The organism is Variovorax jilinensis, from assembly GCF_030316885.1.
Taxonomy (GTDB): domain Bacteria; phylum Pseudomonadota; class Gammaproteobacteria; order Burkholderiales; family Burkholderiaceae_C; genus Variovorax; species Variovorax jilinensis.
In genome coordinates, this window is the sequence record NZ_JASZYQ010000001.1 from 346,115 (window position 1) to 367,421 (window position 21,307).

A 21,307-nucleotide genomic window follows, 5' to 3' on the forward strand; every position below is an offset into this window, starting at 1 on the left:
CGCGCATGCACGTCGACGCCCTGATCCGCATGGCCAACCAGATCGGCGGCTTCTTCGAGGCCATGCCCGATCGCGAGGAGGCGATCGAAGGCATCGCCACGCACATCAAGAAGTTCTGGGAGCCGCGCATGCGGCGCGAGCTGATCGCGCACATCGATGCGGCAGGGGATGGCTCGGGCCTGCGCCCGCTGGTCGCCGAGGCGATCGGCCGGCACCGCGGCCTGCTCGCCTGAGCTCGCCGGCGCTTACGCGCCAGCGGGTCGCTCGACCGGCCGCGGCCGCCCGTTGTCGTCGATCGCGACGTAGGTGAAGGTGGCCTGCGTGACCTTGATGTATTCGCCCTGGGCCGCGAAGCGCTCGGCGAAGACCTCGACCGTGACCGTGATCGAGGTGCGGCCGATGCGCTCGAGCTTGGAATAGAACGACAGGATGTCGCCCAGGCGCACCGGCTGCTTGAAGATGAACTCGTTGACCGCCACCGTCGCCATCCGGCCCTTGGCATGGCGCGCCGGGATCACCGAGCCGGCCAGGTCGCACTGCGCCATGACCCAGCCGCCGAAGATGTCGCCGTTGGCATTGCAGTCGGCCGGCATCGGAATCACCTTGAGCACGAGCTCCATGTCGGCCGGGAGGCTTTTGAGCGTGGCGGTGAGCGGGGCACTGGAAGTGTCGGACATGGGCACAATCTGAGGTCAAAACATCAGCCACGATTGTCCCCCATGCGCCGTTCCGGCGAAGCCATTCCGCATTCCCACCCCGTCCAGGCGGGCCAGCCGGCCCGCGCCGACCGCTCCGACTGGGCCACGCTGCGCCGTCTGTTCCCCTACCTCTGGCGCTACAAGTGGCGGGTTTTCGCGGCGCTGGCCTTCATGGTCGGCGCCAAGGTCGCCAACGTCGGCGTGCCGGTGCTGCTCAAGAACCTGGTCGATGCGATGTCGATCAAGCCCGGCAGCACCGCCTCGATGCTCGTGGTGCCGGTGGGCCTGCTGCTGGCCTACGGCCTCTTGCGGCTGTCGACCGCGATCTTCAACGAGTTGCGGGAGCTGGTGTTCGCGAAGGCCACCGAGGGGGCGGCGCGCAGCATCTCGCTCGAGGTGTTCGAGCATCTGCACGCGCTGAGCCTGCGCTTTCACCTCGAGCGCCAGACCGGCGGCATGACGCGCGACATCGAGCGCGGCACGCGCGGCGTGCATTCGCTGATCTCGATGTCGCTCTACAGCATCGTGCCGACCATCATCGAGCTGGTGCTGGTGCTCTCGATCCTCGGCGTCAAGTTCAATTCGGGCTTCGTCTGGATCACGCTGGCGGCGCTGGTGCTGTACATCGGCTTCACGGTGACCGTGACCGAATGGCGCACCCAGTTCAGGAAGACCATGAACGAGCTCGACACGCAGGCCCAGAGCCACGCGGTCGATTCGCTGCTGAACTACGAGACCGTCAAGTACTTCAACAACGAAGCCTTCGAGGCCCGCCGCTACGACGCCAGCCTCGAGCGCTACCGCAAGGCGGCGGTCAAGAGCCAGACCACCCTGAGCCTGCTCAATGCCGGCCAGCAATCCCTGATCGCGATCAGCCTGGTCGCGATGCTCTACCGCGCCACGCAGGGCGTGGCCGATGGCAGCATGACCCTCGGCGATCTCGTGATGGTCAACGCCTTCATGATCCAGCTCTACATCCCGCTCAATTTCCTCGGCGTGATCTACCGCGAGATCAAGCAGAGCATGACCGACCTCGACCGCATGTTCGTGCTGCTCGAGAAGGAGCGCGAGGTGCGCGACGCGCCCGGCGCGCAGCCGCTCGCGGGCCACGATTCGAGCGTGCGCTTCGAGGACGTGAGCTTCGCCTACGAGAGCGCGCGGCCCATCCTGAAGCACGTGAGCTTCGAGATCCCGGCCGGCCGCACCGTGGCCGTGGTCGGCCCCTCGGGCTCAGGCAAGTCGACGCTGGCGCGGCTGCTCTATCGCTTCTACGACGTGCAGCAGGGCCGCATCACGATCGGCGGCGAGGACATCCGCGAGGTCACCCAGGCCAGCGTGCGGCAGGCGATCGGGATCGTGCCGCAGGACACGGTGCTGTTCAACGACACGGTCGAATACAACATCGCCTACGGCCGGCCCGGTGCCAGCCGCGAGGAAGTGGAGGAAGCCGCGCGCGCTGCCCGCATCCACGACTTCATCTCGCACACGCCCAAGGGCTATGCCACCATGGTCGGCGAGCGCGGCCTCAAGCTCTCGGGCGGCGAGAAGCAGCGCGTGGCGATCGCGCGCACGCTGCTCAAGGACCCGCCGATCATGATCTTCGACGAGGCGACCTCGGCGCTCGATTCGGCCAACGAGCGTGCGATCCAGTCGGAGCTCAAGACCGCAGCCCGCAACAAGACGACGCTGGTGATCGCGCACCGCCTGTCGACCGTGGTCGATGCCCACGAGATCCTGGTGCTGGAAAGCGGCGTGATCGTCGAGCGCGGCACCCATGCGGAACTCCTGGCGCGCCAGGGCCGCTACGCCCAGATGTGGCACCTGCAGCAGCTCGCGGCCGCGCCGGTGCTATGAGCCATTCCTTCCCTCATCGTTGATTCAGGAGCTTTCGAGCATGTCCGAGAAGATCCCGCTGTTGGTGCTCAACAGCCTGTCGCAGGAACACCAGGCCCAGGTGGCCGCGGTGTACGACATGACCTATCTGCCGGTGCCCGCGCAGGCCGAGCGCGATGCGCTGATCGCGGCCCAGGGCGCGCGCTTTCGCGCCGTGCTCACGATCGGCTCGATCGGCCTCACCGCGGCCGAGATGGACGCGATGCCGAAGCTGGAGCTGGTGTGCTGCATGGGCGCGGGCTATGAAGCCGTGGCGCTCGACGCGGCGCGGGCACGCGGCATCGCGCTGGCCAACGGCGCCGGCACCAACGACGACTGCGTGGCCGACCATGCCTTCGGCCTGCTGATCGGCGCCATGCGCCACATCCGCACCCTCGACCGGCTGTGCCGCGAGGGCGTGCGGCGCGAGATCATTCCGCATCCGCCCAATGTCTCGGGCAAGCGCATCGGCATCCTCGGCCTCGGCACCATCGGCCGCAAGATCGCGAAGCGCGCTGCCGGCTTCGACATGGAGATCGGCTATCACAACCGCACGCCGCGCGACGGCGTGCCGCACCGCTACTTCGACACCGCCCTGGGGCTGGCCACCTGGGCCGACATCCTGGTGGTCGCGACGCCGGGCGGCGCCGGCACGCGCCACCTGGTCGATGCGGCGGTGCTGGATGCGCTCGGCCCCAAGGGCTTCCTGGTCAACATCTCGCGTGGCAGCGTGGTCGATACCGAGGCGCTCGCTGCCGCACTGCGCGGTGGTCGCATCGCGGGCGCCGGCCTCGACGTGTACGAGAGCGAGCCGCTGCCGCCCGAGCCGCTGATCGGCCTCGACAACGTGCTGCTGACACCGCACATGGCCGGCTGGTCGCCCGAGGCGACGCAGGCTTCGCTGGACCGCTTCCTTGCCAATGCCGAAGGGCATTTCTCGGGGCGCGGGGTGGTGTCGGCGATCTGATCGACCGGCGCGATCAGGCCGCCTGCTCCAGCACCGGCGGGCGCCGCTCGCCCCAGCCGCATGCGAGGTCGTACGCATGTCCCAGCCGCAGCACCGCCAGGTCTGCGTGCACGGGCCCCGCGATCTGCAGGCCCATCGGCAGGCCGTCGCCACTGAAGCCAGCCCGCACGTTGAGCGTCGGAAGGCCAGCGAGCGTGAAGGGCGTGACGATCTCCATCCAGTGGTGGTAGGTGTCGCTTTCGACACCGTCGACCGAGGTCGGCCACGGCAGCCGCGCATCGAAGGGGAAGACCTGCGCGGTCGGCGCCACCACGAAGTCGAAGCGCTCGAATGCGCGCAGGAAGGCGCGGTATACGTTCGATCGATAGAGCGATGCCTGGTAGAGCGCCGCGGCGTCGAGCTCGTGGCTCTGCTCGATCTCCCAGCGTGCCTCGGGCTTGAGCTTGTCGCGCAGCGCCGGATCGGCATGCGCCGCACCGAGCTTGCCGCCGACCAGCAACTGCCGCAGCCGCAGCCAGGCGGTCCAGTTCTGCGCGCGCGGCACGTCTAGCTGGTGCGGCTCGACCTCGCAGCCGAGGTCGCGGAAGGTCTGCAGCGAGCGTTCGCACAGCTCGCGGATGCCCGGCGCGAGCGGCAGGTCGGGCCACACGCTGCCGAGCCAGCCGATGCGCAGGCCCCTGGCATCGCCATCATCGAGCCGGAGCGCGTCGGGCGAGGGCAGGGCGTCGGACAGCGACAGCGGCAGGCGGGCATCGAAGCCGGCCTGCACCGCGAGCAGTCGGGCGGCGTCTTCCACCGTGCGCGCCATCGGGCCCTCGGTGCCGAGCTGCTGCAGGAACAGCTCGTCCTCGGGCGCGCCCGGCACGCGGCCGCGCGAGGGCCGCAGGCCGACTACGTTGTTGAACGCGGCCGGGTTGCGCAGCGAGCCGCCCATGTCGCTGCCGTCGGCCACCGGCACCATGCCGAGCGCGAGCGCCACGGCCGCGCCGCCGCTGCTGCCGCCGGCGCTCAGGGCGGGGTCGTAGGCATTCAGCGTGGTGCCGAAGACCGTGTTGTAGGTGTGAGAGCCGAGCCCGAATTCGGGCGTGTTGGTCTTGCCGATGACGATCGCGCCCGCGGCCCGCATGCGCGCCACGTGCAGGCTGTCGGTGCGTGCCGGCGTGCGCGGTGCGATCGGCGAACCCATCGAGGTCGGCAGGCCCGCGGCGTGGCTCAGGTCCTTCACTGCGAGCGGGAAGCCGTGCATCCAGCCCATGCGCTCGCCGCGGGCGAGCTGTGCATCGCGCGCGTCGGCCTCGGCCAGCAGCTGCCGAGGATCACGCAGCGAGACGATGGCGTTGAAGCGCGGATTGAGTGCGTCGATGCGCGCGAGCGAAGCCGCCATGAGTTCGCGGCAGGAGATCTCGCGGGCTGCGATGAGGCGCGAAAGCGTGGTGGCATCGAGGCCGGGCAGGTCGTGTGAATTCATCATGGAACCGTGTCGCGAGGCGAATGGAAAGTATGTCGCAGCGCTCGCATAATCGCCCCCCATGGAAACCAAGTGGCTCGAAGACTTCGTCAGCCTTGCGGAAACCCGCAGCTTCAGCCGTTCGGCCCAATTGCGCCATGTGACGCAGCCCGCCTTCTCGCGCCGCATCCAGGCGCTCGAAGGCTGGGCCGGTACCGATCTCGTCGACCGCAGCTCGTATCCGACGCGTCTCACGCCGGCCGGCCAGACGCTGTACGGCCAGGCGATCGAGATGCTGCAGGCGCTGCAGAGCACGCGCGCGATGCTGCGCGGCCATTCGGCCGCGGCGCAGGACGTGATCGAGTTCGCGATCCCGCACACGCTGGCCTTCACCTTCTTTCCCGCCTGGATCACCAGCCTGCGCGAGCAGTTCGGTCCGATGAAGACGCGGCTCATCGCGCTCAACGTGCACGATGCGGCGCTGCGCCTGGTGGAGGGCAGCTGCGACCTGCTGATCTCCTATCACCACGCCTCGCAGCCGTTGCCGCTCGATGCCAACCGCTACGAGATGGTGAGCCTCGGCGAGGAAGTCGTGGCGCCCTGGGTCAAGCCCGATGCCGACGGCGCACCGCGCTACCGGCTGCCCGGCCGCGCCGGCCAGCCGCTGCCCTATCTGGGCTACGCGCCCGGCGCCTACCTCGGCCGCGTGGTCGACCTGCTGCTCAAGGAGTCGGGCACGGCGATCCATCTCGACCGGGTCTACGAGACCGACATGGCCGAGGGCCTCAAGGTGATGGCGCTCGAAGGCCACGGCATCGCCTTCCTGCCGCAGAGCGCGGTGCGCAAGGAGGTTCGGGCGCGCACGCTCGTGAGTGCGCTGCCGCCCGAGATCGACCGGCTCGAGGCCACGATGGAGATCCGCGCCTACCGCGAGCGACCGGGCACTGCCGCCGGCTCGAAGTCGCCGGCTCGAAGCGGCAGTGGCGCGGCCGATGCGCTGTGGGCCTATCTGCAGCAGCGCCAGGGTCCGGGCCGAAGCCTGTCGTGATGCTGCAGTGCACAAACTATGACGCGGCGACATCCGGTCTGCCGGATTCGGCATTGGTCAGTCGCGCAATGTGCCAATAAAGTCCGCCCAGCCTTTTTCCGGGCACAAAGGGTGCTTTGAGAGAAGGGTCCGCGACGTGATGCGCCGGTGCGGTGCCGGTGGAACACGGTCGTGCTCGCCGAAGGTGCGCGGCGCACCGGGTTGGTCCGGGTATGACGCAAAATGCGGACGTCTAGAATTTCGTGTATCCCCTCAGCATTAGGAGTCTCTATATGAAGAAGCAAGTATTGGCACTGGCCATCATGGCGCTCGCCGCCGGCGGCGCATTCGCACAGGCCAATGACACGCTGGCCAAGATCAAGTCGTCCGGCGCAGTGACGATGGGTGTTCGCGACTCCTCGGGTGCCCTGGCCTATACGATCGGCGACGGCAAGTACGTCGGCTTCCACACCGAGATGTCCCGCAACATCCTGGCCGACATCCAGAAGCAGCTCGGCCTGCCCGCACTGAAGATCAACGAGCAGCTCGTCACCTCGCAGAACCGCGTGCCGCTGGTGCAGAACGGCACGGTCGACCTCGAATGCGGCTCGACCACCAACAACGCCACGCGCCAGAAGGATGTCGCCTTCGCCAACACCACCTACGTCGAGGAAGTGCGCATCGCGGTCAAGGCCAACTCGGGCATCAACTCGATCAAGGACCTGAACGGCAAGAACGTCGCCACGACCACCGGCACCACCTCGGTCCAGACCCTGCGCAAGAACGAGCGCGCCACGGGCATCGACTTCAAGGAAGTCATGGGCAAGGACCACGCCGACAGCTTCCTGCTGCTCGAGTCGGGCCGCGCCGATGCCTTCGTGATGGATGGCCAGATCCTGGCCGGCAACATCGCCAAGTCGAAGGCCCCGGCCGATTTCAAGATCGTCGGCGAAGCGCTGTCGGTCGAGCCCATCGCCTGCATGCTGCGCAAGGACGACCCGGCCTTCCAGAAGGCGGTCGACGACAGCATCAAGCGCCAGATCGCCGACGGCTCGCTCGCCAAGCTCTACGACAAGTGGTTCATGCAGCCGATCCCGCCGACCAACACCAAGGTCGGCCTGCCGCTGTCGGAAGCCACCAAGGCCGCCTGGGCCAACCCCAACAACAAGCCGATGGAAGACTACGCAAAGAAGTAAGCCGATCGGGGCCAGCTTGACGAACGCCCGCCACTTCAGGCGGGCGTTTGCCTTGTGAGGCACCTCCAACAATCATCGAGGAGCGGAAATGGGAAAGTGGGATTGGCAGGTATTTCTGGAAGACCCGGGCGGCAAGATACCGACCTATTGGCAATGGCTGGTGTCGGCCTGGGGCTGGACGATCGCGGTGTCGCTGACCTCGCTGGTGGTGGCGCTGGTGCTCGGGTCGATGGTGGGGGTGATCCGCACCTTGCCCAACAGCCCGTGGCTGGTCCGCCTCGGCAACGCCTGGGTCGAGCTGTTCCGCAACATTCCGCTGCTGGTCCAGATCTTCATCTGGTACCACGTGGTCCCCAAGCTGGTGCCTTTCATGGCCGGCCTGCCGCCCTTCATCCTCGTGGTGTTCGCGCTCGGCTTCTTCACCTCAGCCCGGATCGCGGAGCAGTTGCGCTCGGGCATCCAGGCACTGCCCAAGGGCCAGCGCTACGCGGGCATGGCGATGGGCTTCACCACGCCGCAGTACTACCGCTACGTGATCCTGCCGATGGCCTACCGGATCATCCTGCCGCCGCTCACGAGCGAATCGATGAACATCTTCAAGAACTCGTCGGTGGCTTTCGCGGTGTCGATCCCCGAGCTGATCCAGTTCGCGATGCAGGCGGGCGAGGAAACCTCGCGCGTGTCCGAGATGTACCTGGCCGTGACGATCCTCTACGTGATCTCGGCAATGGCCATCAACCGCATCATGGCCTGGGTCGAGAAGCGGGTCCGGGTGCCGGGCTTCGTCGTCGCCGGCGGCACGGGAGGCCACTGACATGAATCTCGATCTTTCCTTCTTCAGCTGGACGGTCGTCAGCAGCTTCCTGCTCAAGGGCCTGTACTTCAGCGTCATGCTGACCGTGGTCGCGACCATCGGCGGCATCATCCTCGGCACCCTGCTCGCGCTCATGCGCCTCTCGGGCAAGAAGTGGCTCGAGATGCCGGCCGCCATCTACGTCAACGGCATGCGCAGCATCCCGCTCGTGATGGTGATCCTCTGGTTCTTCCTGCTGGTGCCGACCATCATCGGGCGCCCGATCGGCGCGGAATACTCGGCCTACATCACGTTCATCGCGTTCGAGGCCGCCTACTTCAGCGAGATCATGCGCGCGGGCATCCAGTCGATTCCGCGCGGGCAGGTCTTCGCGGGCCAGGCCGTCGGCATGACCTACGGCCAGAACATGAAGCTCGTGATCCTGCCGCAGGCCTTCCGCAACATGCTGCCGGTGCTGCTCACGCAGACCATCATCCTGTTCCAGGACACCTCGCTGGTCTATGCCATCGGCGCCTACGACCTGTTCAAGGGCTTCGACACCGCGGGCAAGAACTATGGCCGTCCCGAGGAGGCCTACCTGCTGGCCGCCCTGACCTATTTCGTGCTGTGCTATTCGCTCTCGTGGTTCGTGAAGCGTCTGCACAAGAAGATCGCCATCATCCGCTGAGGAGAACCCCGCATGTCCGACAAAATGATCGAAATCAAGAACGTTTCCAAGTGGTATGGCCCCGTGCAGGTGCTCAACGAGTGTTCGGTGAGCATCGCCAAGGGCGACGTGGTGGTGGTGTGCGGGCCCTCGGGCTCGGGCAAGTCCACGCTGATCAAGACCGTGAACGCGCTCGAGCCCTTCCAGAAGGGCGAGATCACGGTCAACGGCATTCCGCTGCACGACCCCAAGACCAACCTGCCCAAGCTGCGCTCCAAGGTCGGCATGGTGTTCCAGCACTTCGAGCTGTTCCCGCATCTCTCGGTCACCGAGAACCTCACGATCGCGCAGATCAAGGTGCTCGGCCGCAGCGCCGACGAGGCCAAGACCCGCGGCCTCAAGATGCTCGACCGCGTGGGCCTGATGGCGCACAAGGACAAGTTCCCGGGCCAGCTCTCGGGCGGCCAGCAGCAGCGCGTAGCGATTGCGCGCGCGCTCAGCATGGACCCGATCGTGATGCTGTTCGACGAGCCGACCTCCGCGCTCGACCCCGAGATGGTCGGCGAGGTGCTCGACGTCATGGTGGCGCTGGCCAAGGAAGGCATGACCATGATGGTGGTCACGCACGAGATGGGCTTCGCACGCAAGGTGGCGAGCCGCGTGATCTTCATCGACGTCGGCGGCCGCATCCTCGAGGACTGCTCGAAGGACGAGTTCTTCTCGCACCCGGAGAACCGGCAGCCGCGGACCAAGGACTTCCTGAACAAGATCCTGCAGCACTGAAACAAGAAGCCCCGCAATGCGGGGCTTCTTTCTGGGGGGCTGGCCGCGCTCGAGACTAGTTCCGCGCCGCAATCGCCTTCTCGGCCTTCGTCACCAGATCGGCGCCCACCGTCGGCTTCCACTTCTCGTACACCGGCCGCGTGGCCTTCACGAAGGCGGCGCGCTCCTCGGGGGTCAGCTGGGTCACCGTGACGCCCATCGCGGCGATGTCCTTCAGCACCGGCTTGCCGGCTTCGACGAGGCCCTTGCGCGACAGCGCGATGTTCTGCTTGCCGGCATCGATCGCTGCCTGGCGCACGATGGCCTGGTCGGCCGGCGTCCACGAGGCCCAGATGTCCTTGTTGACGACGAACACCAGCGGATCGCAGACGTAGCCCCAGGTGGTCACGTATTTCTGCCCGACCGTGTGCATCTTGAGCACCGTGAACAGGAACAGCGGATTCTCCTGGCCGTCGACCGCGCCGCTCGCGAGCGCGGGCTGGGCGTCGGCCCAGCTCATCTGGGTCGGGTTGGCGCCCATGGCGCTGAACATGTCGGCGTAGATCGGCGAGCCGACGACGCGGATCTTCATGCCCTTCAGGTCATCCGGCGACTTGATCGGCTTCTTGGAGTTCGTGACCTCGCGGAAGCCGTTCTCGCCCCAGGCGAGCGGCACCACGCCGGCCTTGTCGAGCGTGGCGAAGATCTCCTTGCCGACCGGGCCCTGCGTGAGCGAGTCGACCGCCGCGTAGTCGGGCATCAGGAAGGGCATCGAGAACAGGTTGAGCTGCTTGACCTGCGGCGACCAGTTGATGGTCGAGCCGACTGCCATGTCGATCACGCCCTGGCGCAGCGCGCTGAACTCGCGCGTCTGGTCGCCCTGGATCAGCGACACGCCCGGATAGAGCTTGATGTTGATGCGGCCCTGGGTGCGCTCCTTGACCAGTTCGGCCCAGATGCGGCCGGCCTCGCCCCACGGCGTGGGCGGACCCAGCACCAGCGACATCTTGTATTCGGGCTTGTAGGTCTGCGCGGTGGCGGCGACCGAAAAGCCGCCGAGGGCGGCAGCGACGGCCAGCAGGCCGATCAGGGAACGACGGAATTTCATGGACCAGTCTCCTTCAATCTATAGATCAACTATCAAAAAAACACCACTTGCGCACCATCCGGTCTTCGCGGGAAATACCGCGGAACCGGCTTTGCCGGGCCGCTGGTATTGCCCCCGGCGAGGGGGTGGGCGGCTACACGAAGTGAGCCAACCTGGGCGTGAGCTCAATACCCCAGCTTGCGCGGCAGCCAGAGCGCGAGCTCGGGCCACACGATCACCGCCACCATCACCAGGAACATCGCGAACAGCATCCAGCCGACCCAGCGCACGGTCTCTTCCATGCGCACGCCCGCGATGCGGCAGGACACCATGAGGTTCACGGCCAGCGGCGGCGTGAACTGGCCCAGCGCCACCTTGAGCGTGAGGATGACGCCGAACCAGACCGGGTCCCACTTGTAATACTGGACGATCGGCCACAGCAGCGGCACGAAGATCAGGAAGATCGAGACGCCGTCGAGGAACATGCCGACCGTGATCAGCATCAGGATCAGCAGCGACAGCACGCCGTATTCGCCGAGGCCCGAATTCACGATCGCGCGCGTGACCGGATCGATCACGCCGAGCGTCGACAGCGAATAGGCGAAGATGCCCGCGAGCGAGACCACGAGCAGGATCACGGCCGACAGCTCACCCGATTCGCGCAGGATCACGAACAGGTCGCGCACCTTGATCGTGCGATGGATCGCCATGCCGACGAACAGGCCGTAGAACACCGCCACCACGGCTGCCTCGGTCGGCGTGAACAGGCCGGCGCGCATGCCGCCGAGGATCAGCACCGGTGCCGCGAGGCCCCAGGTCGCTTCCTTGAAGCTCTTCCAAAGTTCGGGCCGGGGCAGACTCGATTCGAGTGCGCCCATCTTGTTCGAGCGCGCCATCCAGACCGCCGGCACGATCAGCGCCACGCCGGCCAGGATGCCGGGCACCATGCCGGCGGCGAACAGCGCCGGCACCGAGGCCCCGGGCACCAGCACCGAATAGACGATGAAGGCCACCGAAGGCGGGATCAGGATGTCGGTGGCAGCGGCCGCGCCAACCACGCTGGCCGAGAACGCCGGCGGATAGCCCGCGCGCGACATCGCGGTGATCATCACGGCGCCGACCGCGGCCGCGTTGGCGGGGCCCGAGCCCGAGATGCCGCCGAGGAACATCGCCACCACGATCGCCACCAGGGGCAGCATGCCGGGCCCGCGCCCGACGATCGCGATCGCGAAGTTCACGAGCCTGAGTGCCACGCCCGAGCGGTCGAAGATCGAGCCGACCAGCACGAACATCGGGATCGCGAGCAGCGGGTACTTGCCGAGGCCGGCGAAGAAGTTCTGCGGCACGGCCAAGAGGCCGAACCACTGGGCGTCGCCGTTGGCCAGCGCGATGCAGGCCGCGCCCGCCAGGCCCAGCGCCGCGCCGATCGGCACGCCGAGCAGCATCATCGCCACGAAGGCGACGAACAGGAGCGTCGGGATCATCGGGCCGAGTCCCCGTAGTCGGTCTTGCGGCCGCGACGGATGAACAGGCCGAGCGCGCGCAGCGCGATGCCGAACGAGACGATCGGCAGCCAGATCGAATACCACCACTGCGGCACGCCGATGCCCGGCGAGGTTTCCTCGTAGCGGTAGTCGTCCCAGACCATACGTACGCTGAGCGCCCCGATGAGCAGGAACAGCAGCCCGACCATGGCCGCGCCGAACTGGGCGAGACGCTTGCGCCGCGCCATCGAGCCGCTCTCGGCGAAGTACTCGATGCGGATGTGGCGGTCGCGCGCGACCGCGGCCGAGCCCGCGACCAGCGCCAGCAGGATCATCAGGAACACCGAGAACTCCTCGGTCCAGGCGAACGAGGAATCGGTGAAGTAGCGCACCAGCACGTTGGCGAAGGTGATGCAGGCCAGCAGACCCATGATCACGACGGTGGCCCAGTCCTCGATCGCTAGCGGCACGCGCGTGGGCTCGTCGGCGGCGGGAAGTTCGGGGGGCAGGGGGCTGGCGGCGTCCAGCACGGGGCCGGACTCGGTGGGGGAGGTCATCGCGGGGAGCAGGAAGGTGGGGCCACGTCGTGTCACCGGGCGGACGCCGGGTGCAATCCGTACACCCTCGACAGGGAGAACAGTCCTGGATGGTAGCCATCCATGACCATTTCCTTATCGGGGGTTTCCTTAGCTGTGGCCCGCCCGCAGCGGTACGCGGCCCGGAATCAGGCCGGCAGCACGCGCGTTCTGAACGGCAGCCGCTCGAGCGCCTGCTGCACGCGCAATTGCACCTCGGCCGCGCGCGCGCCGAGCAGGGCGGCATCGACCTGCACCAGCAGCGCGCTCTCGCCATCGGTCTGCACGCGCGGGCGCGCCGCAGGCTCGATGCCGCCGAGCGCGGTGCAGGCCTCGTCGACCAGCGCCGTCGCCACCTCGCGCGCCGCCATCGCGCGCAGCTCGGGCTTGTAGATCTTGCCGACGTTGGTCATCGGCATCGAGGGGATCACGTACACCGCGCGCGGCCTGGCGGGCGCCTCGTCGACCCGGCCGGCGGTGAAGGCCAGCAGCTCGGCCTCGCTCGCCGCCGCGCCCGGCACCAGGGTCGCGTACACCACCGGCAGTTCGCCCGCGTAGGCGTCGGGCGCGCCCACCGCGGCGCACAGCTGAACCGCGGGGTGGGCGCCGAGCGCGTCCTCGATCGTCTTGGGGTCGATGTTGTGGCCGCTGCGGATGATGAGGTCCTTGGACCGGCCGCTGAGGTTGAGCCTGCCTTCGGCGTCGAGCCAGCCGAGGTCGCCGGTGGCGAGCCAGCCCTCGGCCGTGAAGGCCTTGGCATCGTCGGCCGGATCGACGAAGCCCGAGAACAGGTTCGGCGACTTGAACAGCACCATGCCCTGCTCGCCCGCGGGCAGGTCGCGGTCGCTCGCGTTGCCGTGGTCGTCGAGCGCCACGATGCGCAGCTGCGCGTACGGCAGCGGAAAGCCGACGCAGCCGGCGGGCCCGACCACGCCGGGCGGCGTGATGGTCGAAATGCCGGCCATCTCGGTCATGCCGAGGCTTTCGTGCACGTGCAGGCCGAACAGGCGCTCGAAGCGCGCCGCGAGCTCGGGCGACAGCACCGCGGCACCGGTGCGGCAGTAGTTGATCGAGGAGATGTCGGCGCCGTCCAGCGGCACGTTGGCGAGCGCCGCAAGCACCGTGGGCACGGCCGACAGCGAGGTCGGACGGTACTTGTCGACCAGTCGCCAGTAGTTCGCGACCACCTGCTTGTTGCGCAGGAGCGCGGTGGTCGGGATGATCACCTCGACCCCGGCCGACAGCGAGGCCAGCGATGCCGGCAGCACGCCCGCCACGTGGAACAGCGGATAGCCGTTGATCGAGCGGTCGTCCGGACCCTGGCCGGTCATGTTGACGCTGGCCCAGGCCGTGAACACCTGGGCGCCGTGGCTGTGGCGCGCGAGCTTGGGCGCGCCCGTGGTGCCGCCGGTGTGGAAGTAGGCCGCGATGTCGCCCGGGGCGATGTCGCGACCACTCGCGAGGCGGTCGTCGGGCTCGGCGCCGCGCGCAACCGCGAAGTCCGCCACGCCCTCGGGCAGGTCGCCTGCGCTGCCGGCCGGTTCGTCGTGAGGCGCCACGCGCAGCACCGTGGTGAGCGTCGGCACCTGGCTGCGCAGGCGCATCGCCTTCGACCACATGCCCGATTCGGCGTCGGAGCCGTAGGCGATCAGCACCTTGGCGCGACCCGCGGTCATCAGCGACACCAGCTTCTCGTCGGTGAGCAGCGGGTTGAGCGGCTGCGCGATGCCTGCCGCCGCGCCGCCCCAGAGCGCGAGGTGGTACTCGAGGCAGCCCGGCAGCAGCACCGCCACCGCGTCCTGCGGGCCGACGCCCAGGCGATGCAGCAGGTTCGCGGTCTGGTGGATGCCGGCCAGCAGCTCGGCATAGGACCAGCGGATCGGCTCGTCGGCCGGATTGCCGCTGCGCAGGAAGGTCAGGGCGGGCCTGGCGCCGAAGGCTGCCGCCGCGTTGCGGAAGATCTCGTAGGTGCTGCGCACCGTGAGCGCCTCGGCCAGAGGCGTGGCTTCCAGCCTTCGGACGTCGTCGAGGCTGCGAATCGGAAACGATGCGCTGAAGGGCGCTGCGTTCATGGTCCTGTCTCCTGCAAGTGTCGAACCGCGATCATGCGCCGGGCGGGCCGCGGCGCCTACCGCGTGCGACTTGCGACCTGCCGTTGGCGGACGCAGACGAGGGCGTCACACCTTCGCTGCACGTCAAAAGACATGGCTGGCCAGCCGACGCGAGAGCAGAATCACTGGTTATTCATCCAGTATCCCCGTGGACCTCTCAAGCAAGCTCGCCATCCTCGCCGATGCCGCCAAGTACGACGCCTCCTGCGCCTCCAGCGGCACGAAGCAGCGCGACTCGACCGGCGGCCGCGGCATCGGCTCGACCGAGGGCGCCGGCATCTGCCACAGCTATGCGCCCGACGGCCGCTGCATCTCGCTGCTCAAGATCCTGCTCACCAACCATTGCCAGTACGACTGCCTCTACTGCATCAACCGGGCCTCGAGCAATGTGCCGCGGGCGCGCTTTCGTGTCGACGAGGTGGTGCAGCTCACGCTCGATTTCTATCGCCGCAACTGCATCGAAGGCCTGTTCCTCTCCAGCGGGATCGTCAAGTCGCCGGACTACACGATGGAGCAGGTGGTCGAGGTCGCGCGGGCGCTGCGGGAAGACCATGACTTCCGCGGCTACATCCACCTGAAGACCATTCCCGACGCGAGCGACGAGCTGATCGCGCGGGCCGGCCTCTACGCCGACCGGCTCAGCATCAACGTGGAGCTGCCCACTTCCGACGGGCTGCAGGCGCTGGCGCCCGAGAAGAACGCGGGCGCGATCCGGCGCTCGATGGCCGGCCTGCGCATCCGCATCGACGCCGCGAAGGAGGAGCGGCAGGATGCGGCGTCGATCCGCGCCCTGCCCGGGGCGGCGCCGAGGGCCGCGGCGCCACCGCGCTTCGCACCCGCGGGGCAGAGCACGCAGATGATCGTCGGCGCCGACGCCACCGACGACCGCGGCATCCTGGCCGCGAGCGCCAACCTCTATGGCGCCTACCGGCTGCGCCGCGTCTACTACTCGGCCTTCAGCCCGATCCCCGACGCCGCGAAGGCGCTGCCGCTGCGCGCGCCGCCGCTGATCCGCGAACACCGGCTCTACCAGGCCGACTGGCTGATGCGCTTCTACGGCTTCGAGCACCACGAGATCGTCGCCGAGCCCGACGGCCTGCTGCGGCTCGATGTCGATCCCAAGCTGGCGTGGGCACTTGCGCATGAGGCGCAGTTTCCGGTCGACCTCAACCGCGCGCCGCGCGAGATGCTGCTGCGCGTGCCCGGGCTGGGCGGCAAGGCGGTCGCGCGGCTCCTGCAGGCCCGCCGGGTGCGCCGCCTGCGCGCCGAAGACCTGCAGCGACTGCACGTCCCGGCGCGCAAGGTGCTGCCCTTCGTGCTGGTCGACGGGCACCGGCCGGCGCCGCGCGCCTTCGCGGCCGAGGCGCAGCGCGTGCGTGCGCAGCCGCTGCAGGAGGTGCTGTTCTGACCCTCGCGCTGTTCGGCCCCGAGCATGCCGCGGCGGACGGTCTTGCCGGCTCGCCCGCCGCGGGCGTGCGCGTCCACCTCGACGGACCGGTCGACGTCGAGGGCTTCCGGCGCGAGGCGCGGCGTCTGCTCGCCCGGCAGGTGGCGCCGCACTGCATCGAGTGGTCATGCGGCGCCGCCGACCGCGATGGCGCCACCGGTTCGCTGTGGCACCAACCGGCGAGCGGGCCCGGCCCCGATTCCGGCGGCACGCCGGGCGAGACGGAGGCGCTGCCCCCGCCGGTGCGCGTGCCGGCCGAGTTCGCCGCGCTCTGCGAGAAGGCGCTGCTGCATGCCGAGCCGCAACGCTTCGCCTTGATGTACCGCCTGCTGTGGCGCCTTCAGCACGAGCCCGGCCTGCGCCACGATCCGCTCGATGCCGACATGCTGCGCGCGCGCCAGCTCGCCAAGGCGGTGCAGCTCGACATCCACAAGATGCGTGCCTTCGTGCGCTTCACGCGGCTGGCCGACGACCGCCATGTCGCCTGGTTCGAACCGGCGCACCACATCGTCGAAGCCAACGCGGGCTTCTTCGCGCGCCGCTTCGCGCAGATGCGCTGGGCCATCCTGACGCCGCGCGGCTCGGTCGAGTGGGACGGCAGCGCGCTGCGCTTCGGTCCCGCGGCCGATCGCCGCGAGCGTCCGCCGCCGGATGCCGGCGAGCATCTCTGGCTCACCTACTACGCCCACATCTTCAATCCGGCCCGTCTCAAGCTCGCGATGATGCGGCGCGAGATGCCGCGGCGCTACTGGCACAACCTGCCCGAGGCCGCGCTGATCGAGCCGCTGTCGCGGCAGGCGGCCGTGCGCAGCCGCGCGATGGTCGAGGCGTCGCCGACCGCGCCGCGCCGCATCCGGGCGCCGATCGCGCTGCATCCCCAGCCGCCGTCGCCGCAAGCCGTGCCCCTGTCGCTGGAGGAATTGCGCGCCGGTGCCCAGGCCTGCCGCGCCTGCCCGATCGGCGCGCTCGCCACCCAGGCGGTGTGCGGCGAGGGGCCGCTGGCACCGGGCCACATGCTGGTCGGCGAGCAGCCCGGCGACCAGGAAGACCTGGCGGGCCGGCCCTTCGTCGGACCGGCCGGGCAGTTGCTCGACCGTGCCCTGGCGCAGCTCGGCTGGCCCCGCGACTCGCTCTACCTCGCCAATGCGGTCAAGCATTTCAAGTACGAGCTGCGCGGCAAGCGGCGCCTGCACAAGACCCCGGGCCAGCGAGAGGCCGAGGCCTGCGGCCAGTGGCTCGATCACGAGATCCGGCTGGTCCGCCCGCAGGCGCTGGTGGCGCTGGGGGCCACCGCAGCGCGGGCCTTGCTCGGGCGGCCGGTCGCGGTGCAGTCCGAGCGCGGCGCCTGGCTCGACGAACGCAGCGACGGCCTGCCGGTCTTCGTGACGCTGCATCCCTCGGCGCTGCTGCGGCTGCCCGACGAAGAACGGCCCGCTGCCTGGCAGCGCTGGCTGGCGGACCTGGCACTGGCGCGGATGGGACAATCGCGCCCATGACCCAGCCCGCAGACACCCTCACGATCACCCGCCCCGACGACTGGCATCTCCACGTGCGCGATGGCGCCGCCCTGCAGGCCGTGGTGCCGCACTCGGCGCGCCAGGTCGGCCGCGCGCTGATCATGCCGAACCTGCGCCCGCCGGTGACCACCGCCGAGCAGGCCGTCGCCTACCGTTCCCGCATCCTCGAGGCCGTGCCCGCGGGCCTGCGCTTCGAGCCCGTGATGTCGCTCTACCTGACCGACCAGCTGCCGCCCGACGAAATCGCACGCGCGGCCGCTGCCGGCGTGCGTGCGCTCAAGCTCTACCCGGCCGGCGCCACCACCAACAGCGACGCCGGCGTGACCGACCTGCGCAAGACCTACGCCACGCTCGAGGCGATGCAGAAGCACGGCCTGCTGCTGCTGGTGCACGGCGAGGTGACCGACCCCGCGGTCGACCTGTTCGACCGCGAGGCGGTGTTCATCGACCGCGTGATGATTCCGCTGCGGCGCGACTTCCCCGAGCTCAAGGTGGTGTTCGAGCACCTGACCACCAAGGAGGGCGCCCACTACGTGCGCGACGCGAACCGGTTCACCGCCGCCACGATCACGGCGCACCACCTGCTCTACAACCGAAACGCGATCTTCACCGGCGGCATCCGGCCGCACTACTACTGCCTGCCGGTGCTCAAGCGCGAGACCCACCGCGTGGCGCTGGTCGAGGCGGCCACCAGCGGCAGCGACCGCTTCTTCCTCGGCACCGACAGCGCACCGCACCCGGCGCACCTCAAGGAACACGCGCTGGGCTGCGCCGGCTGCTACACCGCGCTGACCGCGATCGAGCTCTATGCCGAGGCCTTCGACAACGCCGGTGCGCTCGACCGGCTCGAAGGCTTCGCGAGCTTCCACGGCGCCGACTTCTACGGCCTGCCGCGCAACACCGATACCGTCACGCTGCGCCGCGAGAGCTGGACCGTGCCCGAGACCGTGCCCTATGGCGACGCGACGCTGAAGCCGCTGCGCGGTGGCGAGACGCTGGCCTGGAGGCTCGCTTGAACCGCGCCGCGCGCGTCATGGTGCTGGTCGACGCCGACAACGTCTCGGCCGACGTGATCGACCAGGCCATGCAGCGCCTGCTGGCCGAAGAGGGCGCGGTGCACGTGCGTCGCGCCTACTGCAACGCCGAGACCGCGCTCAAGCAGCATGCGCTGTTCAAGCGCTGGTCGATGCGGCCGATGGTCAACCTCTCGGCCGGCAAGAACAGCACCGACATCGCTCTCGCGGTCGACGCCACGACCTCGTCGTCGCCGAGCGGCCCGATCTCGTGGTGCTGGTGTCGTCCGACTCCGACTTCGCGCCGCTGGTGATCCGGCTGCGCGAGAAGGGCTGCCGTGTCTGCGGCATCGGCCAGAAAGGCAAGACCGGCGAAGAGACGGTGGCGGTCTACGACAGCTTCGTCGATCTCGAGCACCATGCCTCGCCGCGACCCTCCACCGGTCGCGCGCGTGCCGCGGCGCAGGTGCGCGCGCCGGCGGTGGCACCGGCGGCCCGTGCCCCAGCGGCCGCAGCGACCCGGCCAGCGGCTGTCGCCCCCGTTGCGGCCCCCAGCAGGGCACCCGCCAAGCGCGCCGCTCGCGCGACCGGGCGCCCCAAGGCCGAGGCCGCCACCGCCCCGGCAGCGCGCACGCCGGCCCTGCCGGACGAAGTGCTGCGCATCCTGCTGGCGATCGAGGAGCTCGGCATCGGCAACAAGGTCGAGCTCAACGTGGCGGCCGAGCGGCTGCGCGCCGCCCAGCTGCTCGGCAAGAGCGCCAGCTCGCCGAAGCTGTTCAAGAAATACCCCGAGCTGTTCCTGCTGACACCCGAGAAGACGCCCAACAAGGTGCAGTACGTCGGGCCGATGCCCGCCTGAGCGCGATGCCTGCGCCCGGCGGCCTTGCTGCGCTCGATCCGTCGGCCCCGTGGCTGGTGCCGTTCGCGCCACGGCTGCATCGGCTCGCGGCACGCACATCGGCCGGTGCCGATGCGGCAGCGGCGCTCGCCGCCGAGCCGTCGCCGATCGCGCTCGCGGCCGGGCCCCTGCGCTTCGTCGCCGGCGACAGCGCGGCGCCCGGCGAGGCCTACGAGGACTTCATCCATCGCACCGGCTGCGTGCCGACGCGCGACAACCTGCACGACCTGTTCAACGGCCTGGTCTGGCTGCAGTTTCCCGAGGCCAAGCGGCGCCTCAACCAGCTGCAGGCCGGCGAGATCGCGCGCGCCGGCATCGGTGCGCAGCGCGGTCCCTTGCGCGATGCGCTGACCCTGTTCGACGAGAACGGCGCCGTGCTCGAGGCCCCCGACGCGTTGTGGGAGGCCCTGCTGGCGCGCGACTGGCAGCGGCTGTTCGTGAGCGGGCGCACGCTGTGGCGCGAGGCGCGGCTGCAGTTGTTCGGCCACGCGCTGCTCGAGAAGCTCTGCCATCCGCGCAAGGCCGTCACGGCGCACGTGCTACGTGCGCCCGGCCCGAAGCCCTCGCTCGCAGCCGACGATCGCTCGATGGCGGCGGCCCTGGACGGCGCCCACCTCGCGGGCAAGCCCTTTGCGCCCCTGCCGGTGCTCGGCGTGCCGGGCTGGTGGCCGCAAAACCAGAACTTTTCCTTCTATGATGACTCGGAGGTCTTCCGACCTCGCAGGGTCCCACAACCAAATCCAACTTAACCGGCCCTTGCGGCGCCGCTGCGCTTGAAGCGCAGCGCGCAATCCCCACTTTGTAGCCGTCGATCCTCACGGAGAATCCAACTTGAAACGCATCATTCTGTTCGTCCTGACCAACGTCATGGTGGTCGCGGTGCTGGGCGTGGTCGCCAGCCTGCTCGGCGTCAACCGCTTCCTCACGGCCAACGGACTGAACCTCACGGCGCTGCTGGGCTTCGCGCTCATCATGGGCTTCGGCGGCGCGATCATCTCGCTGCTGATCAGCAAGCCCATGGCCAAGTGGTCGGCCAAGGTGCGCATCATCAACGACCCGCAGTCGCCCGACGAGGCCTGGATCGTGCAGACCGTGCGCAACTTCGCCGACAAGGCCGGCATCGGCATGCCCGAGGTCGGCATCTTCGAAGGCGACCCGAATGCCTTTGCGACCGGCGCATTCAAGAACTCCTCGCTGGTGGCGGTTTCCACCGGCCTGCTGCAGAACATGACGCGCGAGGAAGTCGAGGCCGTCATCGGCCACGAGGTGGCGCACGTGGCGAACGGCGACATGGTCACGATGACGCTGATCCAGGGCGTCATGAACACCTTCGTCGTGTTCCTGTCGCGCGTGATCGGCTATGCGGTCGACAGCTTCCTGCGCCGCAACGACGATCGTTCGTCGGGCCCCGGCATCGGCTACATGCTCACCACGCTGGTGCTCGACATCGTGCTCGGCTTCGCGGCCGCCATCGTGGTCGCCTGGTTCTCGCGCCAGCGCGAATTCCGCGCCGACGCCGGTGCCGCGCAGCTCATGGGCCGCAAGCAGCCCATGATGAATGCGCTGGCCCGCCTCGGCGGCCTGCCGCCCGGCGAACTGCCGAAGACGGTCGAGGCCATGGGCATCACGGGCAAGCTCGGCAGCCTGTTCGCCACCCACCCGCCGATCGAGCAGCGCATCGCCGCGCTGCAGAACTCGAATTCGAACTGAGCCGGAGGCCCGCTTCGGGCCCCGGCGCCAAGTTCC

21 protein-coding genes are annotated in these 21,307 nt (G+C 68.9%); 15 read left to right on the forward strand and 6 right to left on the reverse strand.

Translation table 11 applies throughout. The features are described from left to right. The first annotated feature begins 5 nt into the window (after positions 1-5). A complete protein-coding gene (locus tag QTH87_RS01715) occupies positions 6-233 on the forward strand; it encodes a formate dehydrogenase subunit delta (protein WP_286606345.1) in 228 nt (75 codons plus the stop codon). A 12-nt stretch (positions 234-245) separates the two neighbouring features. Here the strand turns inward: QTH87_RS01715 and QTH87_RS01720 are convergent, their stop codons facing one another. Beyond that, the gene (locus QTH87_RS01720) at positions 246-677 is read right to left on the reverse strand and encodes an acyl-CoA thioesterase (RefSeq protein ID WP_286606347.1); all 432 of its coding nucleotides are present in this window, start codon (positions 675-677) and stop codon (positions 246-248) included. Positions 678-719: 42 nt separating this feature from the next. Between QTH87_RS01720 and QTH87_RS01725 the strand changes: the two genes are divergently transcribed. After that, entirely contained in the window at positions 720-2,552 is a 1,833-nt protein-coding gene (locus tag QTH87_RS01725; RefSeq protein WP_286606348.1) for an ABCB family ABC transporter ATP-binding protein/permease, read from the forward strand. 40 nt (positions 2,553-2,592) lie between these two features. After that, positions 2,593-3,537: a 2-hydroxyacid dehydrogenase gene (locus tag QTH87_RS01730; RefSeq protein ID WP_286606350.1), complete on the forward strand. Its 945-nt coding sequence runs from the start codon at positions 2,593-2,595 to the stop codon at positions 3,535-3,537. Between the two features lie 13 nt (positions 3,538-3,550). Here the strand turns inward: QTH87_RS01730 and QTH87_RS01735 are convergent, their stop codons facing one another. Then, the gene (locus QTH87_RS01735; RefSeq protein ID WP_286608001.1) at positions 3,551-5,005 is read right to left on the reverse strand and encodes an amidase; all 1,455 of its coding nucleotides are present in this window, start codon (positions 5,003-5,005) and stop codon (positions 3,551-3,553) included. A 61-nt stretch (positions 5,006-5,066) separates the two neighbouring features. Here QTH87_RS01735 and QTH87_RS01740 point away from each other — a divergent pair, with 61 nt between their 5' ends. From QTH87_RS01740 to QTH87_RS01760, 5 genes are all read left to right on the forward strand, one after another. Continuing rightward, positions 5,067-6,032 (forward strand): LysR family transcriptional regulator, encoded by a 966-nt coding sequence (locus tag QTH87_RS01740; protein ID WP_286606352.1) that lies wholly within the window; start codon positions 5,067-5,069, stop codon positions 6,030-6,032. 272 nt (positions 6,033-6,304) lie between these two features. Continuing rightward, the gene (locus QTH87_RS01745) at positions 6,305-7,207 is read left to right on the forward strand and encodes a transporter substrate-binding domain-containing protein (protein WP_286606353.1); all 903 of its coding nucleotides are present in this window, start codon (positions 6,305-6,307) and stop codon (positions 7,205-7,207) included. Positions 7,208-7,295: 88 nt separating this feature from the next. Next, entirely contained in the window at positions 7,296-8,021 is a 726-nt protein-coding gene (locus QTH87_RS01750; protein WP_286606355.1) for an amino acid ABC transporter permease, read from the forward strand. 1 nt (position 8,022) lies between these two features. After that, on the forward strand, positions 8,023-8,688 hold the full coding sequence (locus QTH87_RS01755) for an amino acid ABC transporter permease (RefSeq protein ID WP_286606356.1): 666 nt from the start codon (positions 8,023-8,025) through the stop codon (positions 8,686-8,688). Positions 8,689-8,712: 24 nt separating this feature from the next. Further along, positions 8,713-9,450 carry an amino acid ABC transporter ATP-binding protein gene (locus QTH87_RS01760; RefSeq protein WP_286608002.1) on the forward strand — a complete coding sequence of 246 codons (738 nt, stop codon included), beginning with the start codon at positions 8,713-8,715 and terminating at the stop codon, positions 9,448-9,450. A 55-nt stretch (positions 9,451-9,505) separates the two neighbouring features. Here the strand turns inward: QTH87_RS01760 and QTH87_RS01765 are convergent, their stop codons facing one another. The 4 genes from QTH87_RS01765 to QTH87_RS01780 form a co-directional block, all read right to left on the reverse strand. Continuing rightward, entirely contained in the window at positions 9,506-10,537 is a 1,032-nt protein-coding gene (locus QTH87_RS01765) for a DctP family TRAP transporter solute-binding subunit (RefSeq protein ID WP_286606357.1), read from the reverse strand. 164 nt (positions 10,538-10,701) lie between these two features. Then, positions 10,702-12,000 (reverse strand): TRAP transporter large permease, encoded by a 1,299-nt coding sequence (locus tag QTH87_RS01770; RefSeq protein WP_286606358.1) that lies wholly within the window; start codon positions 11,998-12,000, stop codon positions 10,702-10,704. Next, complete coding sequence (locus QTH87_RS01775; protein WP_286606360.1) at positions 11,997-12,557, reverse strand: TRAP transporter small permease; 561 nt, start codon at positions 12,555-12,557, stop codon at positions 11,997-11,999. The genes QTH87_RS01770 and QTH87_RS01775 overlap by 4 nt, the downstream gene beginning before the upstream one ends. Positions 12,558-12,724: 167 nt before the next feature. After that, positions 12,725-14,647, reverse strand: a complete 1,923-nt coding sequence (locus tag QTH87_RS01780) for an acyl-CoA synthetase (protein ID WP_286606362.1) — start codon at positions 14,645-14,647, stop codon at positions 12,725-12,727. 187 nt (positions 14,648-14,834) lie between these two features. Between QTH87_RS01780 and QTH87_RS01785 the strand changes: the two genes are divergently transcribed. The 7 genes from QTH87_RS01785 to htpX all read left to right on the forward strand — a co-directional run bounded on the left by QTH87_RS01785 (position 14,835) and on the right by htpX (position 21,271). Then, positions 14,835-16,094 (forward strand): putative DNA modification/repair radical SAM protein, encoded by a 1,260-nt coding sequence (locus tag QTH87_RS01785; protein ID WP_286606364.1) that lies wholly within the window; start codon positions 14,835-14,837, stop codon positions 16,092-16,094. 65 nt (positions 16,095-16,159) lie between these two features. Next, positions 16,160-17,629 (forward strand): UdgX family uracil-DNA binding protein, encoded by a 1,470-nt coding sequence (locus QTH87_RS01790; RefSeq protein WP_286606366.1) that lies wholly within the window; start codon positions 16,160-16,162, stop codon positions 17,627-17,629. Continuing rightward, complete coding sequence (pyrC, locus tag QTH87_RS01795) at positions 17,626-18,666, forward strand: dihydroorotase (protein WP_286606367.1); 1,041 nt, start codon at positions 17,626-17,628, stop codon at positions 18,664-18,666. Before QTH87_RS01790 ends, pyrC begins: the two co-directional genes overlap by 4 nt. Further along, the gene (locus QTH87_RS01800) at positions 18,663-18,977 is read left to right on the forward strand and encodes an NYN domain-containing protein (protein ID WP_286606368.1); all 315 of its coding nucleotides are present in this window, start codon (positions 18,663-18,665) and stop codon (positions 18,975-18,977) included. The genes pyrC and QTH87_RS01800 overlap by 4 nt, the downstream gene beginning before the upstream one ends. Beyond that, on the forward strand, positions 18,944-19,522 hold the full coding sequence (locus QTH87_RS01805; protein ID WP_286606369.1) for an NYN domain-containing protein: 579 nt from the start codon (positions 18,944-18,946) through the stop codon (positions 19,520-19,522). Before QTH87_RS01800 ends, QTH87_RS01805 begins: the two co-directional genes overlap by 34 nt. 5 nt (positions 19,523-19,527) lie before the next feature. Beyond that, positions 19,528-20,310, forward strand: coding sequence for a DUF3025 domain-containing protein (locus QTH87_RS01810; protein ID WP_286606371.1), 783 nt, complete (start codon positions 19,528-19,530; stop codon positions 20,308-20,310). Between the two features lie 82 nt (positions 20,311-20,392). Next, entirely contained in the window at positions 20,393-21,271 is an 879-nt protein-coding gene (gene htpX / locus QTH87_RS01815) for a protease HtpX (RefSeq protein ID WP_286606372.1), read from the forward strand. The last annotated feature ends 36 nt before the right edge of the window (positions 21,272-21,307 follow it).

Coding starts and splice junctions, on each gene's coding strand:
- QTH87_RS01715 (WP_286606345.1), top strand. CDS start 6: ATGCACGTCGACGCCCTGATCCGCATGGCCAACCAGATCGGCGGCTTC.
- QTH87_RS01720 (WP_286606347.1), bottom strand. CDS start 677: ATGTCCGACACTTCCAGTGCCCCGCTCACCGCCACGCTCAAAAGCCTC.
- QTH87_RS01725 (WP_286606348.1), top strand. CDS start 720: ATGCGCCGTTCCGGCGAAGCCATTCCGCATTCCCACCCCGTCCAGGCG.
- QTH87_RS01730 (WP_286606350.1), top strand. CDS start 2,593: ATGTCCGAGAAGATCCCGCTGTTGGTGCTCAACAGCCTGTCGCAGGAA.
- QTH87_RS01735 (WP_286608001.1), bottom strand. CDS start 5,005: ATGAATTCACACGACCTGCCCGGCCTCGATGCCACCACGCTTTCGCGC.
- QTH87_RS01740 (WP_286606352.1), top strand. CDS start 5,067: ATGGAAACCAAGTGGCTCGAAGACTTCGTCAGCCTTGCGGAAACCCGC.
- QTH87_RS01745 (WP_286606353.1), top strand. CDS start 6,305: ATGAAGAAGCAAGTATTGGCACTGGCCATCATGGCGCTCGCCGCCGGC.
- QTH87_RS01750 (WP_286606355.1), top strand. CDS start 7,296: ATGGGAAAGTGGGATTGGCAGGTATTTCTGGAAGACCCGGGCGGCAAG.
- QTH87_RS01755 (WP_286606356.1), top strand. CDS start 8,023: ATGAATCTCGATCTTTCCTTCTTCAGCTGGACGGTCGTCAGCAGCTTC.
- QTH87_RS01760 (WP_286608002.1), top strand. CDS start 8,713: ATGATCGAAATCAAGAACGTTTCCAAGTGGTATGGCCCCGTGCAGGTG.
- QTH87_RS01765 (WP_286606357.1), bottom strand. CDS start 10,537: ATGAAATTCCGTCGTTCCCTGATCGGCCTGCTGGCCGTCGCTGCCGCC.
- QTH87_RS01770 (WP_286606358.1), bottom strand. CDS start 12,000: ATGATCCCGACGCTCCTGTTCGTCGCCTTCGTGGCGATGATGCTGCTC.
- QTH87_RS01775 (WP_286606360.1), bottom strand. CDS start 12,557: ATGACCTCCCCCACCGAGTCCGGCCCCGTGCTGGACGCCGCCAGCCCC.
- QTH87_RS01780 (WP_286606362.1), bottom strand. CDS start 14,647: ATGAACGCAGCGCCCTTCAGCGCATCGTTTCCGATTCGCAGCCTCGAC.
- pyrC (WP_286606367.1), top strand. CDS start 17,626: ATGACCCAGCCCGCAGACACCCTCACGATCACCCGCCCCGACGACTGG.
- QTH87_RS01810 (WP_286606371.1), top strand. CDS start 19,528: ATGCCTGCGCCCGGCGGCCTTGCTGCGCTCGATCCGTCGGCCCCGTGG.